General features: G+C 66.8%; 14 protein-coding genes. 11 read left to right on the forward strand and 3 right to left on the reverse strand.

Annotation, left to right across the window (positions count from 1 at the left end; genetic code table 11):
* Positions 1–80 precede the first annotated feature (80 nt).
* Positions 81–881 (reverse strand): tetratricopeptide repeat protein, encoded by an 801-nt coding sequence (locus tag ACFYTQ_RS11495; RefSeq protein ID WP_387359466.1) that lies wholly within the window; start codon positions 879–881, stop codon positions 81–83.
* A gap of 105 nt (positions 882–986) precedes the next feature.
* On the opposite strand from ACFYTQ_RS11495, the gene hemB reads away from it, so the two are divergent.
* From hemB to ACFYTQ_RS11515, 4 genes are all read left to right on the forward strand, one after another.
* Positions 987–1,964 carry a porphobilinogen synthase gene (gene hemB / locus ACFYTQ_RS11500; protein WP_387359468.1) on the forward strand — a complete coding sequence of 326 codons (978 nt, stop codon included), beginning with the start codon at positions 987–989 and terminating at the stop codon, positions 1,962–1,964.
* Positions 1,961–2,482: a hypothetical protein gene (locus ACFYTQ_RS11505; RefSeq protein WP_387359470.1), complete on the forward strand. Its 522-nt coding sequence runs from the start codon at positions 1,961–1,963 to the stop codon at positions 2,480–2,482. The genes hemB and ACFYTQ_RS11505 overlap by 4 nt, the downstream gene beginning before the upstream one ends.
* Before the next feature lie 270 nt (positions 2,483–2,752).
* A complete protein-coding gene (locus ACFYTQ_RS11510) occupies positions 2,753–3,244 on the forward strand; it encodes a hypothetical protein (RefSeq protein WP_387359472.1) in 492 nt (163 codons plus the stop codon).
* A gap of 49 nt (positions 3,245–3,293) precedes the next feature.
* A complete protein-coding gene (locus tag ACFYTQ_RS11515; protein ID WP_387359474.1) occupies positions 3,294–3,536 on the forward strand; it encodes a hypothetical protein in 243 nt (80 codons plus the stop codon).
* A gap of 4 nt (positions 3,537–3,540) precedes the next feature.
* Here ACFYTQ_RS11515 and ACFYTQ_RS11520 read toward each other — a convergent pair whose 3' ends face one another.
* Complete coding sequence (locus ACFYTQ_RS11520; protein WP_387359476.1) at positions 3,541–3,927, reverse strand: hypothetical protein; 387 nt, start codon at positions 3,925–3,927, stop codon at positions 3,541–3,543.
* Between the two features lie 202 nt (positions 3,928–4,129).
* Between ACFYTQ_RS11520 and hemL the strand changes: the two genes are divergently transcribed.
* From hemL to ACFYTQ_RS11555, 7 genes are all read left to right on the forward strand, one after another.
* On the forward strand, positions 4,130–5,443 hold the full coding sequence (gene hemL, locus ACFYTQ_RS11525; protein WP_387359478.1) for a glutamate-1-semialdehyde 2,1-aminomutase: 1,314 nt from the start codon (positions 4,130–4,132) through the stop codon (positions 5,441–5,443).
* A 68-nt stretch (positions 5,444–5,511) separates the two neighbouring features.
* Positions 5,512–6,117 (forward strand): histidine phosphatase family protein, encoded by a 606-nt coding sequence (locus ACFYTQ_RS11530; RefSeq protein WP_387360171.1) that lies wholly within the window; start codon positions 5,512–5,514, stop codon positions 6,115–6,117.
* A 188-nt stretch (positions 6,118–6,305) separates the two neighbouring features.
* The gene (locus ACFYTQ_RS11535; protein ID WP_387359480.1) at positions 6,306–6,896 is read left to right on the forward strand and encodes a TlpA disulfide reductase family protein; all 591 of its coding nucleotides are present in this window, start codon (positions 6,306–6,308) and stop codon (positions 6,894–6,896) included.
* 109 nt (positions 6,897–7,005) lie between these two features.
* On the forward strand, positions 7,006–7,827 hold the full coding sequence (locus tag ACFYTQ_RS11540; protein WP_387359482.1) for a cytochrome c biogenesis CcdA family protein: 822 nt from the start codon (positions 7,006–7,008) through the stop codon (positions 7,825–7,827).
* Position 7,828: 1 nt separating this feature from the next.
* Entirely contained in the window at positions 7,829–9,457 is a 1,629-nt protein-coding gene (locus ACFYTQ_RS11545) for a cytochrome c biogenesis protein ResB (protein ID WP_387359484.1), read from the forward strand.
* Between the two features lie 2 nt (positions 9,458–9,459).
* Positions 9,460–10,416 (forward strand): c-type cytochrome biogenesis protein CcsB, encoded by a 957-nt coding sequence (ccsB, locus tag ACFYTQ_RS11550; RefSeq protein WP_387359486.1) that lies wholly within the window; start codon positions 9,460–9,462, stop codon positions 10,414–10,416.
* A gap of 914 nt (positions 10,417–11,330) precedes the next feature.
* Positions 11,331–12,509, forward strand: coding sequence for a hypothetical protein (locus ACFYTQ_RS11555; RefSeq protein ID WP_387359488.1), 1,179 nt, complete (start codon positions 11,331–11,333; stop codon positions 12,507–12,509).
* A 705-nt stretch (positions 12,510–13,214) separates the two neighbouring features.
* Here ACFYTQ_RS11555 and ACFYTQ_RS11560 read toward each other — a convergent pair.
* Positions 13,215–14,135 (reverse strand): LysR substrate-binding domain-containing protein, encoded by a 921-nt coding sequence (locus ACFYTQ_RS11560; protein WP_387359491.1) that lies wholly within the window; start codon positions 14,133–14,135, stop codon positions 13,215–13,217.
* Positions 14,136–14,162: the final 27 nt, after the last annotated feature.

Consider the following 14,162-nt stretch of genomic DNA (forward strand, 5'->3'; position numbering starts at 1 on the left):
CCCCTCGGATCGGAACCGGAGTTCCTCGAACACATCTTCGATTCTACCGAGGGGCACCGACAGAAAACCGTTCCGCGCGCTCACATCCCGTGCAGCAGATCGAGGGCGCGCGGATGTCCCAGGGCCGCCGATCGTTCCAGCCACTCGCGCGATTCCGCCTGTGCCGCGGGCGTGGTCGGCTCCGCGTCCAGGAACTGCGACAGGTGGAACATCGACTCCGCGTCGCCGACCTCCGCGCCGCGCCGCAGCCAGCGTTCGGCGTCCTCGGCCCGATCCCGTTCCAGGCAGACCGCGCCCAGCACGGCGTACGCGTCGGTGCGCCCGCGACGGGTCGCCTCCACCAGAAGTTCGGTGGCCCGGGCGATCTCGCCGCGCCGGGCGTAGCGGAGGCCGAGATTGCGCATGCCCGTGGCGTTTCCGGCCAGGGTCGCGCGCTCGTACCACTGCTCGGCCCGCTCGTCCTCGCCGCGCCGATCGGCCAGCGCGCCCAGATTGCACATGGCCTCCGGCAGCCCGGCCTCCGCCGCGCGCAGCAGCCACGGTTCGGCCGCGTCCAGATTCCCGCGTTCCAGATGGATCGCGCCGAGCTGGTACTCCGCGGAGGTCAGCCCGGCGTAGGCGGCCTGTTCGAGCCATTCCATCGCCTCGGCCACCCGCCCGTCCTGCCACGCCGATTCGCCCAGCCGCCCGAGCGCCGCCACGCTGCCCAGCTCCGCCGCCCGGCGTAACCAGCGCTCGGCCTCGGCCCGTTCACCCGCCTCCCCCAGTCGTTGTGCCAGGAGTTCGACGGCCGCGAGATCACCCCGCTCCGCCGCCGCGCGCAGCGCGCGCACCGCGGCCTCGTCGTCCACCCCGTACTGTCGTTCCTCGCGATCGGACATGTTCGCTCCCGTTTCAGTCCTCGTTCGGAGTATGCCGTTCTCGGTCCCGCTCGGCTGGCCGAGGCGGCGAAGACGTGCGTCCGGACGCGGCGTATCGTGCGGTTCATGACCGGAATGGACCGCCCGCGGCGGTTGCGTCGTACCCCCGCCCTGCGTCGTCTGGTAGCCGAAACGACGCTGGAACCAAGGCAATTGGTGTTGCCGATGTTCGTCGCCGACGGGCTCGGCGAACCGCGCGAGATCGGCTCGATGCCCGGTGTGCATCAGCATTCGATGGACTCGCTGCGCAAGGTGGCCGTCGACGCCGTCACCGCGGGCGTGGGCGGTCTGATGCTGTTCGGCGTCCCCAAGCCCGAGGACAAGGATCCGATCGGCAGCCGGGCCAGCGATCCGGACGGGATTCTCAACCGCGGCCTGCGCGCGCTGGCCGAGGAGGTGGGCGACGCGACGGTCGTCATGGCCGACACCTGCCTCGACGAATTCACCGACCACGGCCACTGCGGTGTCCTCGCGGCCGACGGTTCGGTCGACAACGACGCCACCCTGGACCGCTACGTCGAGATGGCGATCGCCCAGGCCGAGGCGGGCGCGGATCTGCTCGGCACCAGCGGCATGATGGACGGCCAGGTCGGCGCGATCCGCGCCGGGCTCGACGAGGCCGGACTGCTGGACGCCGGAATCCTGGCCTACGCCGCCAAATACGCCTCCGCGTTCTACGGCCCGTTCCGCGAGGCGGTGGCCTCCTCGTTGCAGGGCGATCGCCGCACCTATCAACAGGATCCGGCCAACCGCCGCGAGGCGCTCCGCGAACTCGACCTGGATCTGGCCGAGGGCGCCGACATCGTCATGGTGAAACCGGCCATGTCGTATCTGGACATCCTGCGCGAGGTGGCCGACCGCTCCGACGTGCCGGTCGCGGCCTATCAGATCTCCGGTGAGTACTCGATGATCACCGCGGCCGCCGAGCGCGGGTGGATCGATCGGCGCGGAGCCATCCTGGAATCGCTCATGGGCATCCGCCGGGCGGGCGCGGACATCGTGCTCACCTACTGGGCGACCGAGGCCGCGCACTGGCTGTCGTGAATCCGTGGACTCCGCCGGGCCCGCCGCCCGGCCCGGTCGCGGTGCCGACCGATGTGCGCACCGCGTCCCAATTGTGGTGGGGCGTCATCGGTTTGGGCGTGCTGCGGCTGCTCGTCACCGCCGTCGGTCAGTTCGCCGATCGGCACGAGCTGACCCGCCGCCTCTACGACCAGCTGCACGCGCAACAGCCCGAGGTCGGGCTGGCCGAGATCGAGATGATGGTCGCGCTGCTCGAGGTCGTGATCGTCGTGTTCGGGCTCGGCCTGGCCGCGGGCGCGGTGGCCGTGGTCCATCAGTTGCGGCGCGGGCGGCTCTGGGCGCGGGCGCTGCTCGACGTCGCCGCGATGGTGCTCGTGTTCGGGGCGCTCGGCGCGCTGTTCGGTCTGGGCGCGGTGACGGGGACCGCGCAGTTGCTCGCCGGCGCGGCGGCGATCCTGCAGGCGGTGCTCGCCGCCGGGGCCGTATTCCTTTGTCACCGAGGCGAATCCGAACCTCACTTCCGCGGGAACGTCCGGTGAGACACGGGCCGAATTTGTCCCGGGCGCGGCAGGATGTATCGTGAGGGTTGTCACAGCGGACTTGGGAACACGGAGTTGTGGTTCGCACGTTGGTCTTTCGATCTCGTGTCGGCACTCGCTCCGGAGGAGCGGAGGCATCGATGCGAGTGGTGATTCAGCAACCGCAAAGCCTTCGACGAGATGTGCTCGTGCTGAGTCTGCTCATCCTGTTCGTTCTGCTCACCCTCGCGGGACTCCTGATTCCCAGCGTGATCGCCTGAGATCTCTCGTTTGACCGATACCGAGCCCACCGTTCTGTTCGCCGAGCCCGGCGCGCGCTGGCGCAGCATCGCCTACGGCCCGCTGCTGTGCCTGGTCGTGCTGATCCTCGAACTCGCGCTGCGCGCCCCGGTGCACTGGTTCGGGCTGGCCTTCTGTGCCGTCCTGCTGGCCGGATTCGTGTGGTTGCAGGTCATCGCGGGTCGCCGCCACGTCAGCGTGGAACTCACCGGCGCCACCCTCCGCGAGGGCACCGAGGTCCTCCCGCTGCGCGATATCGCCGAGGTCCTCCCCGAACGCGACCCCGACGCCTGGGACGACGAGGACTGGGAATCCGCCCGCGCCCTGGGCGAACTCACCGGCGTCCCCCGGCGTCGCAAGGGCATCGGCCTGAAACTCCGCGACGGCGCGATTATCCAGGCATGGGCCCGCGACCACCACGGGTTGCGGGAGGAACTGAGCGCGGCACTGGAACGGCTGCCCGATGGAGATGGGGCGCGGTGAGGCGGCCGTGCGCGGTTTCGGAGTCGCTGCTCGGCGAGGATCAGGAGGCGTGGTGATGCGGCGGGTGTGGATCGTCGTCGATCTGGTGTTGATCGTGCTCTGTGTCGGCGCGGCGGTGCCGAGCTGGCGGCACGGCGTGCATACCACGGCCTTCGCGGCCTCGGGCGATCTGCCCGCCTTCGAGGCGACGCGCTATTCGGGGCCGTGGCTGGGGCTGGCCGCCCTGCTGGTGGCGGCGGCCGGGCTGGCGGTGGTGGATCTGGTGGTCCGCGGCGCGCGGTGGGCGGACTGAGCGCTCAGTTCCAGCGCTGGTAGATGTCCACCAGACGTGGGCCGTGGGCGCCGGTCACGTTGACGTACACGGTGACCGAGCCGTCGGGGTGGTCGGCGGCCTCCATGATCACCTGCCGCAGCGAGGCGTGGATACCGCCGTTCTCGTCCTTGTAGAGCTGGGTGTCCGGGCGCAGGCCCGCACCCATCCGGCTGGGCGGTACGACCATGCCGACGAGCGCGGGCAGCGGGCCGTCGGCCAGCGCCGCGGTCTCCTCGTGCGAGAGGTTGAGGCCGATCCGGCCCTCCTCGGGCTGCGCGATCGGCGTGGCGGCCGCAGCGGTGCCGATACCGCCCACGGTCGCGGCGGCCGCGATGGTGATCAGGGTGGCGCTGAACAGGATGGTCCGCATGAATTCCCTCCCGGCCGTGGACGTCTGACTGCCCGAGCGTACGCACCGGTGATCGATCCGGTGCCGAAGCGGCCGAAAACCGCTCCCGGCGTGTTGCGGTTGCGTTCGGCCGCTGTGGTTTTCGCGGCGGCGGATGTGGGGTGGCTCACCGCACTACACCCTGTCGTCGACCGGTGTCCGAGGGGCTGCGACACTGGGTGCCGTGAGTTCCTCCCCGCGCTCCGCCCGATTGTTCGATCGCGCCGCCGCCGTCATCCCCGGCGGGGTGAACTCGCCGGTCCGGGCATTCAAATCGGTCGGGGGAACGCCGCGGTTCATCACCTCGGCCCGCGGCTGGGCGCTGACCGACGCGGACGGCAAGGACTACGTCGACCTGGTCTGCTCGTGGGGTCCGACGATCCTCGGCCACGCTTACCCGGACGTGGTGGAGGCCGTGCGCCGGGTCGCGGGTTGCGGCCTGTCCTTCGGCGCGCCGACCGAGGCGGAGATCGAGCTGGCCGAGGCGATCGCCGCGCGGGTCGAGCCGGTGCAGCGGGTGCGGCTGGTCAACTCCGGCACCGAGGCCACCATGAGCGCGGTCCGGTTGGCGCGCGGCTTCACCGAACGCGCCAAGATCGTCAAATTCGCCGGGTGCTATCACGGGCACGTCGACGCGCTGCTCGCCGACGCGGGTTCGGGCGTGGCGACCCTCGGCCTGCCGACCTCGCCCGGCGTCACCGGCGCGCAGGCCGCCGACACCATCGTGCTGCCGTACAACGACCTCGCCGCCGTCGAGACCGCCTTCGCCGAATTCCCGGGCCAGATCGCGGCCGTCATCACCGAGGCCGCCGCCGGGAACATGGGCGCGGTCGCGCCGCTGCCCGGATTCAACGCGGGCCTGCGCCGCCTGACCGAGGAGCACGGCGCGCTGTTGATCATGGACGAGGTGATGACCGGCTTCCGGGTCAGCCCGGCGGGCTGGTACGGGCTCGACGGCGTCGCCGGTGACCTCTACACCTTCGGCAAGGTGATGAGCGGCGGTCTGCCCGCCGCGGCGTTCGGCGGCCGGGCCGACATCATGAACCGCCTCGCGCCGATCGGCCCGGTCTACCAGGCCGGAACCCTGTCCGGGAATCCCGTCGCGGTCGCGGCCGGGCTCGCCACGCTGCGCGCCGCCGACGACGAGGTGTACGCCGCGCTCGATCGCAACGCCGATCGCCTGGGCGGTCTGCTCACCGCGGCGCTGTCGGCCGCGGGGGTCCCGCACGTGGTGCAATTCGCGGGCAATATGGTGAGCGTGTTCTTCGCCGACCGTCCGGTGACCGACTACGCCGCCGCCAAGGGCTCCCAGACCTGGCGGTTCCCGGCGTTCTTCCACGCCCTGCTCGACCGCGGCGTCTACGCGCCGCCGAGCCCGTTCGAAGCGTGGTTCGTCTCGGCCGCACTCGACGAGGACGCGTTCGACCGAATCGCCGCCGCCCTGCCAGCCGCCGCAGCGGCCGCGGCCGCCGCCACACCCGAAGGACCCAGCGCGTGAGCGACCCGCAGCAGCTCGAATCATCCCCGGACGCAACCGGATCCACCCCCGAGACCATCGTGCACGTCATGCGGCACGGCGAGGTGCACAACCCGAAGGGCATTCTCTACGGGCGCCTGCCCGGATTCGGCCTGTCCGTCAGCGGCCGCTCCCAGGCCGCCGCCGTCGCCCGCGCCCTGTCCGACCACGACGTCACCCTGGTGGTGGCCTCCCCCCTGCAACGTGCCCAGGAGACCGCGGAAGCCGTTGCGGGACAACACAAACTGATCGTCCGCACCGACGACAACCTGATCGAGGCGGGCAACACCTTCGAGGGCCTGCGCGTCTCCGTCGGCGACGGCGCGCTGCGCAAACCCCGGCACTGGTGGAAACTGCGCGACCCGTTCACCCCGTCGTGGGGCGAGCCCTACCTCCAGATCGCGCATCGCATGCTGGCCGCGGTCAACAAGGCCCGCGTGGAGGCCGCCGGGCACGAGGCCGTGCTGGTCTCCCATCAACTGCCGGTCTGGACGCTGCGCCGCTTCCTCGAGGGTAAGCGCCTCTGGCACGATCCGCGGCAGCGGCAGTGCTCGCTGGCTTCGTTGACTTCCCTTGTGTATCAAGGGGATACGTTGATCGACATCGTCTACTCCGAGCCCGCGGGGGGTTCGGATCCGCGGGTGACGGGGGCGTGAACGGGGGGGTCGTCGGGTCGTCCGCGCGGCGGGGAACTGCCGCGCGGCGGGTGAGCGATGCTGGTGAGGGATCGTTCTCGCCAGCGAGTGCCCGTGGCCCCGTTCGCCGCGTCGCGGCGGTGTCGGGCCGCTTCACCGGCGCGCGCCGGGCGTCGGTCTCGGCGGTGCACGTCCGCGGATCCCGGCGTGTGCCCGCCCTTCTCGTCGCGTGCCTCGCCCTCGTGGTCGTGTTGGCGGGCTGCTCCACCGGAAAGGACGCCGTCGCCACCGGCGGCACGTTCGACTTCGTCTCGCCCGGCGGCAAGACCGAGATCTTCTACGACCCGCCCGCCTCCCGGGGCACCATCGGCCACCTCTCCGGGCCCGATCTCATGACCGACGGCAAGACGGTCTCCGTCGACGACTTCCCGAATCAGGTTGTGGTGCTGAACATCTGGGGCCAATGGTGCGGCCCCTGCCGCGCCGAGGCCCCCGCGCTGGAGAAGGTCTACGAGCAGTCGAAGGCCCGCGGCGTCACCCTGCTGGGCATCAATGTCCGCGACACCCGGCAGGACAAGGCCCGCGACTTCGTCATCAGCAACCACATCGGCTACCCCTCCATCTACGACCCCGAGATGCGCAGCCTCCTCGCCCTCGGCGGCAAATTCCCCACCAGCGTCATCCCCACCACCCTCGTCCTCGACCGCGCCCACCGCGTAGCGGCCGTCTACCTCCGCCCCCTCCTGGCCGAAGACCTCCAACCCGTCATCGACCGCATCTCCGCCGAGGCCCCCCAATGACCACAAACCCCAGCCGCACCCTTTATTCGAATCCGCACCCGTTGCAGGGCCCTGAAAGGGGTGCGGATTCGAATAAAGGGTGCGGCTGGGTTGGCGTGCGGGGGGTGTGGTGAACGGGTTGGCTTCGGTGGGGGAGACGTTTCAGGAGACCGCGGCCTCGGGGCCGTTGGTGTTGGCGTTGGGGGTTTGTGTGTTGGCGGGGTTGGTGTCGTTCGCCTCGCCCTGTGTGGTGCCGTTGGTGCCGGGGTATCTGTCGTATCTGGCGGGGCTGGTGGGGGCCGAGGCGCCGCCGGTGACCGTGGCCGAGGCGCGGGGGAAGCGGGGGACGGTCGTCGAGCGGGCGGGGCGGGCCCGGGTCGCGGGGGCGGCGGGGCTGTTCGTGGCGGGGTTCACGGTGGTGTTCGTGCTGGCGTCGGTGACCGTGTTCGGGGTCATCCAGACGTTGAACGTGAATCGTGAACTGCTGCAACGGATCGGCGGGGTGGTGACCGTGCTGATGGGGCTCGTCTTCCTCGGACTGGTCCCGGCCTTGCAGCGCGACACCCGGATGCATCCGCGGCGGCTCACCGGAATCGTCGGCGCCCCGCTGCTCGGCGCGGTCTTCGCGCTCGGCTGGACGCCCTGCCTGGGGCCGACGCTCTCCGGCGTCATGGCGGTCTCCGCCGGAACCGAGGGCACCACCGCCGCGCGCGGGGTCGCCCTGATCGTCGCCTACTGCCTCGGCCTCGGACTGCCGTTCGTGATCCTGGCCTTCGGCTCGGCCAGCGCGCTGCGGGGCGTGGGCTGGCTGCGCCGCAACTCCCGCACCATCCAGGTGATCGGGGGAATCCTGCTCGTCGCCGTCGGCATCGCACTGGTCACCGGGATGTGGGACCAGTTCGTCGGGTGGGTCCGCAATGTATTCGTCTCCCGAGTGACCCTGCCTATCTGACATGACCACGACCATGACCGCTCCCGATCGGCGTCCCGCCCGCCCGCCGCGCCAGCCGTTGCCGCGCCGCGCGCTCGCCCTGCTGCGCAACACCTGGCGCGGCCTGACCAGTATGCGCACCGCGCTGATGCTGCTGTTCCTGCTGGCGCTCGGCGCGATTCCGGGCGCGCTGCTGCCGCAACGCAGCCTCAACCCGCAGAAGGTCGACCGGTACATCGCCGACCGCGGCACGCTCGGTCCGCTGATGGACCGGCTGCAACTGTTCGACGTGTTCTCCAGCTTCTGGTTCACCGCGATCTACGTGCTGCTGTTCGTCTCGCTGGTCGGCTGCATCGTGCCGCGCGTGTTCGACCACTACCGCGCGCTGCGCACCCCGCCGGTCAAGGCGCCGCGCAACCTGTCCCGGCTCCCGCACCACGACGCGGTCGAGGTGGACGAGGCCCCGACGGACGTGATCGCCCTTGCCCGAACGCGATTGCGCGGCTGGCGCGTGGTCGAGCGGTCGGACGGCGACGTCGTGACCCTCGCCGCCGAGAAGGGCTACCTGCGCGAACTCGGCAATATCGTCTTCCATCTGGCCCTGGTCGGACTGCTGGTGGCGATCGCGGTGGGCAAGCTGTTCGGCTACGAGGGCACGGTCATCGTGGTCGCCGACAACGGCCCCGGCTTCTGCACCACCTCGACCGCGGCGTTCGACTCCTTCCGCGCGGGCCGCGTCAACGACGGTACCGGCCTGTCGCCACTGTGCGTGCGCGTCAAGGACTTCCGGGCCGACTACCTGCCCAACGGCCAGGCCGAGATGTTCACCGCGAACATCTCCTATCAGGCCGGGAACGATCTGGCCGCGAACACCTGGCGCGACACCACGATCCAGGTCAACCACCCGCTGCGCGTCTCCGGCGACCGCGTCTATCTCCAGGGCCACGGTTACGCCCCGACCTTCACCGTCACCTATCCCGACGGCCAGACCCGTACCGAAACCGTGCAGTGGCGTCCCGACGACGCGACGACCTTCCTGTCCAGCGGCGTCATGCGCTTCGACCCACCCGGCGGCATGTTCGCCACCGAGGAGGAGCGCCGCAAGCACCAGATCGCGATCGACGGCCTGTTCGCCCCGACCGCCCTGCTGCACGGCAACCTGCTGACCTCGTCCTATCCGGCGCTCACCGATCCGGCTGTCGCCGTGGACATCTACCGCGGCGAGACGGGCCTGGACACCGGCCGCCCGCAATCGCTGTTCGCCCTCGATCCGGAGATGATCAAGCAGGACCGCCTGGTGAAACAGCAGCGGGTGAACCTGCGCCCCGGTGAGTCGGCCACCCTCGACGACGGCACCAAGGTGACCTTCGACGGCGCCAAACAGTTTGCGAATCTTCAGGTTTCGCACGATCCGGCGCAGGGCTGGGTGCTCGCCTGCGCCCTCACCATGATGGCCGGACTCCTGGTCTCGCTCCTGGTGAAGCGCCGCCGCGTCTGGCTGCGGGCCTACCCCGACTCCCGCGAAGCCGATGAACGACGTACCGTAGTAGAGATGGGCGGCCTGGCCCGCACCGACCAGGCCGGCTGGGGCGGCGAATTCGACCGCCTGCGCAAACGACTGCTGGGCGACTCGCAGAGCACGGGAGAGTGAGCATGCCGATCGACGAGACCCTCGCCGGGTACAGCAATCTGGCCTTCAAATCGTCGTGGGTCGTCTACGTCCTGGTCCTCGCACTGCTCATCGTGCAGTACTCCTCGGCCCGCACCACCCGGACCGACGCCCGCGAACTGGTCACCGCGGGCGGACCGGCGACCCCCGGCCGTATCGACCCCGCACCTACCCGTTCCACCGCGGAACGCTTCGGCAATATGGCCTTCGCGGTCCTGTTCGTGGGCATCGGCCTGCACCTGGCGTCGATCGTGTTGCGCGGCTTCGCGACTCACCGCTTCCCGCTCGGCAACATGTACGAGTTCATCGCCATGGCCACGGCCGCCGCGATGCTCACCGGCCTCGCCTTCATGCGCGAACGCCGCTACCGCTCGATGTGGGTCTTCCTGCTGGTCCCGGTGCTCATCCTGATGTTCCTGGCGGGCCAGGTCCTCTACGCCGAAGCCGCGCCCGTGGTTCCGGCCCTGAAGTCCTTCTGGCTCCCCATCCACGTCACGGTCGTGAGCACCGGCAGCGGCATCTTCCTCCTCTCGGGCGTCGCCAGCCTGCTGTTCCTGCTCCGCCTGCGCGAGCCGGAGGGCTCGGAGTCCCCGAACATCCTCGGCGCCGTCGCCCGCCGCCTCCCCGACGCCCGCACCCTGGACCGCCTCGCCTACCGAACCACGATCATCGGCTTCCCCATCTTCGGCGCGGGCGTCATCCTCGGCGCCATCTGGGCGGAATCGGCCTGGGGGCGGTTCTGGGGCTGGGACCCGAAGGAGACGGTCTCGTTCATCGCCTGGGTGATCTACGCGGCGTACCTGCACGCGCGCGCCACGTCGGGGTGGCGGGAGACGAAGGCGGCGTGGATCAATATCGCCGGGTTTGTGGCTATGTTGTTCAATTTGTTCATCATCAATATCGTGGTGAGCGGATTGCACTCCTACGCCGGGCTCAACTAGCCGATCTACATGCGGATTCTCGGAATCATCCGGTACATCGGTATTGATTTTCCGTTTCCGTGTGCAGTATTACGGCAGCTTGCCGAATTGCTCGCTAAGCACGGTGACCGCGGCTGTCCGTGTGGCGCGTCCGTATCCGTCCATAAATGGGCGTAGTACTGCAAGGTGGTCACGGCGCTGGCATCGCGGACTCTGGCCTGGATAGTCATGATGTCCGGCCCCTGTCGGATGGTCAGCGAGGCGTAATAGTAGCGGAGATTCTGAAAGCTAATCCCTGGGCATACCGTAACCTCCGCCCTCGCTGTCCGATGTGCCAGCCGATGACACAGGGGGCAGCGGCTTACCGAGGTCGTCACGCACAATTCTTGCTAGGGCGGGCATCGGCTGGCGCCTTCAACAGATCTGAAGGCTCTTGGGACAGGTATGGGGGCGTATCGGTGGCTTTGGTCTTGAGTGGCTGACTCCCAGCCACCGCCGTTCGGGATAAACCACGCCCTCGGTGAAATCGATATCTTTGACCCAGAGCTCCCGCGACTTCTAAAAATTGGAGCCCAACGAATGTGCGAGCAGGATCGCGACCGAAGAAGTTCGGCCACCCGGGGGCGGCCGCTGCTGATCCGGCGTTCCACGGTTTTCGGGTCCACCCCACCGGCCTTGAAGAGTTGGCCGTAGCGCTGGTGACCTATGGCCGTCGCGAGCCGCGGCGGCGTGGTCGACGGACATACAACATAACAATCTGTCTGACCAGTGAGACTGTGGCCAAGGATTCGCACGTCACGTAGTGCTTATGAGGACGGGCCAACCTAGTGCGGGAGGTGCGGCAGCCGTTTCGGCATAGATTGGATTCTGTGGATGCAAGAGTTGATATAGTTCTCCTCAGTTTGACGAAGTATCTATCTGGGGAAAATGGTTGAATGGAAAAAAAATTGAATGAGACGCCAGGCTACGCTCAACTGGCGGCTGGATTGACTAGCGAAGACCTTCTTGATGCCGTTGTTCAATCGGGCTATCCATTCCAGGCGGTAGTAGCTGATCGCTTACGTTCCGTGTTGGAGGAATTTAGCTGGCATTCAAAGATTCAAGAAGAATGGACCTATATAGATTCCGAGTCGGGTCAGGCTAGGGCGGTAGATATTCTCGCCCGGATCCACCTAGGTCCGAAGGGTGGCGACAGGCGCATTCCCCGTCCCGCAGTCAATTTAATTGTTGAATGCAAGCAAAGCGAGTTGCCATTTGTATTCTTTATTCGCGAGTCTCCCCCTGATGGTGTGAGGCTTCTGCGTATTCCGGGATCGAAGAATTCTACTATCAGGCTATATGATGTAAGTGGCGTTAGAAGCCCAAGTTTTTCGTTTCACATGCCTGTGCATGATGTGTTCCATGCTTACGAATTCCCGTTCTTTAGCCTACCGATACCTTGGGCTATATCTTTGTCCAAGATGGTACGTAAGCCCAAACCGGCGTTGACCGGTGAAGAGTCTTACCGCTCCCTTACCCTTCCTCTTCTGAAGGCCGCGAGCCACCTGGAATCGGTAAGCGCGTCGGGCACGAGTGGGCCGTCTGCGAGTAAAAGCGACGCGCCGTTGTTTATTACGATCTGTCTAGCTGTATTGCGGGCACCCATGGTCGGCGTTTTATTGCGTAATGAGAAACCATACCTGCTGTCCTTCCCGTGGTTTCGGGTTACCTACTTGGAACCTACGGACGGTGCTGGACCGGATTCATTGTCTACCTCAGTAAGGTATTACGATGTCGTGCACGAAGATTTTCTGAAAGATTACCTGACGGTGATGATGAAGTCTATGAATCCTTTAGCTGAAAGAATGAAAGGTCATTTCAAGGAAGTTTTCGAGGGGGTGGGTGAAAGTAGTGATCCCGATCGAGCCTGGGAGACTCTTCGGCCATGGCAGGGGGAAAATCCGGATCCGTGGATTGATAATTATCACGCGGAGATCTATAGGGAGATTTCCAGTTTCCGCTTGCCATTGCAGATGGAGGAACATCTTCCGGACGGTGTCATAGCAACCTTCACTATGTTGTTGGGTGAGGATGTCGAATTCGGCGACCAATCCGACGAATCCGATAGAGAGTAAGAAGGGATAGCTAGGTTTGATCTTACTTGCCCCTCCAAGGGAATGTTTCTCGTCCTTACCGGCGTGTCCCGTCGCTAGCGCGGGGCATACGTCCTCCACGGCGTGAGTGCCCGCTCTGGCTGCTTCCCGCTGTTCTGGTGGTCGCTGGAGCGCATGACGGACAAGGATCATCCTCGGTAAGCAAGAGGTGCGCGACGTCACCCGACAGTGCCGTCACACATGCAGTTGCCAACGCCGAAACCGCAGGTACGGTGATCTTCTTCACCTGTTTACCAACTATAAAGACCGGAAACTTTCATATCAATATCGTGATGAGTGGGTTGCATTCGTATGGGGTGAGCTGACTGCGGCGCGGATAGTAATTTCAGCTCGTTATGCACCACTGCGCATCCGGCTAACCGCCGGATCGCGCTGGCCGATTCGTCACGATTCTCTGGGAGCCGCAAATAAAAAGGAGCAGGCGGTAGAGAATTGCCGGGCTGGCCGGGGACAGATGGACATCGATGATTCTGCTGCGCAGATACTGACGCTTCGGTCGATCGACGACGAAGGAACTGAGCAGGTCTTGAGGCGATTGCTTCGGGCTGGATGGATGAATAGGGCCAGATGATTTGTTTGACCTCCGCCTCGACATTCCCGACGCCTCAAGGCGATGACCTGATGTACTAACCGTTGTCCAGCTCGATGCTCGCCGGTCCGATGGACCTATATCGGATTCACGACCGATGGTTCGTGATTCAAAAGGCCGGATGTTAGGTTTCTGCGGCCGACGGTTTCGCGCAACGCTTGTCGCGCGGCCGATACAGCCGGATGCGCACCCGTACCCCGCCGATACGCGAGATGGGTGCGGCGGTGGATATTCGTCGGTGTGAGGATGACGTTCGGTGGGACGTCGTGGGTGGCGAGGTCGGGGACGAAGGCTACGCCCTGGCCCGCGGCCGCCAGGGCCAGAACTGTGCCGAAATCATCGGCGTGGTGGCGGATGCGAGGGGTGAAACCGATTGCCTCGCAGGATCTTACGGTCATTCGATGGCAGAGGGTGCCGGGGGTTCCGGCTATCCAGGAGGAATCGGCCTGGGCGGCAATCGGTTTCGAATTCAGTGCGGCCAGGTGGACGGTTTCCTCCAGGAAAGGTTCGGTGTCCAAACCGGATTCGGGCTCGTCCGGGACATAGTCGTACTCCTGCAATAGCGCCAAATCCAACGCCGAGCTGCGCAGCGCGTCCGCGGCATCGGCCGGATCCAGTTCGGAGACCAGAAGTTCCAGCCCGGGATGTGCCGTGCTCAACATGACCAACGCGGGGGAGAGGATGGTGCGGACGGCGGTGGGGAAGGCGCCGATGCGGAGGGTGCCGGTGAGTTCGGTTCGGGTGGCGGCCAATTCGGCGGTGGCTTGTTCGAGGGTGGCCAGGATGGTTTCGGTGTGGTCTACCAGGCGATGGGCGGCGGGGGTGAGGGTGACGGTGCGGCCGGTGCGGTGCAGGAGGGGGACGCCCGCCTCCCGTTCCAGGATCGTCAGTTGCTGGGAGACCGCGGACGGCGTGTAGGACAGGGCCTCGGCCACGGCGGCGATCGTGCGGCGGCGGGAGAGTTCGCGCAGCAGGCGGAGGCGACGGACGTCGAGCATTAGCACAGCTTAAGCTCGGTGGCAGGA

The sequence above is a fragment of the Nocardia sp. NPDC004068 genome (genome assembly GCF_042874315.1).
GTDB lineage: Bacteria > Actinomycetota > Actinomycetes > Mycobacteriales > Mycobacteriaceae > Nocardia.

Bases quoted from the DNA above. Each gene is read 5' to 3' on its own strand.
- ACFYTQ_RS11495 (WP_387359466.1), bottom strand. From the start codon at position 881: ATGTCCGATCGCGAGGAACGACAGTACGGGGTGGACGACGAGGCCGCG.
- hemB (WP_387359468.1), top strand. From the start codon at position 987: ATGACCGGAATGGACCGCCCGCGGCGGTTGCGTCGTACCCCCGCCCTG.
- ACFYTQ_RS11520 (WP_387359476.1), bottom strand. From the start codon at position 3,927: ATGCGGACCATCCTGTTCAGCGCCACCCTGATCACCATCGCGGCCGCC.
- ACFYTQ_RS11530 (WP_387360171.1), top strand. From the start codon at position 5,512: ATGCGGCACGGCGAGGTGCACAACCCGAAGGGCATTCTCTACGGGCGC.
- ACFYTQ_RS11545 (WP_387359484.1), top strand. From the start codon at position 7,829: ATGACCACGACCATGACCGCTCCCGATCGGCGTCCCGCCCGCCCGCCG.
- ccsB (WP_387359486.1), top strand. From the start codon at position 9,460: ATGCCGATCGACGAGACCCTCGCCGGGTACAGCAATCTGGCCTTCAAA.
- ACFYTQ_RS11555 (WP_387359488.1), top strand. From the start codon at position 11,331: ATGGAAAAAAAATTGAATGAGACGCCAGGCTACGCTCAACTGGCGGCT.
- ACFYTQ_RS11560 (WP_387359491.1), bottom strand. From the start codon at position 14,135: ATGCTCGACGTCCGTCGCCTCCGCCTGCTGCGCGAACTCTCCCGCCGC.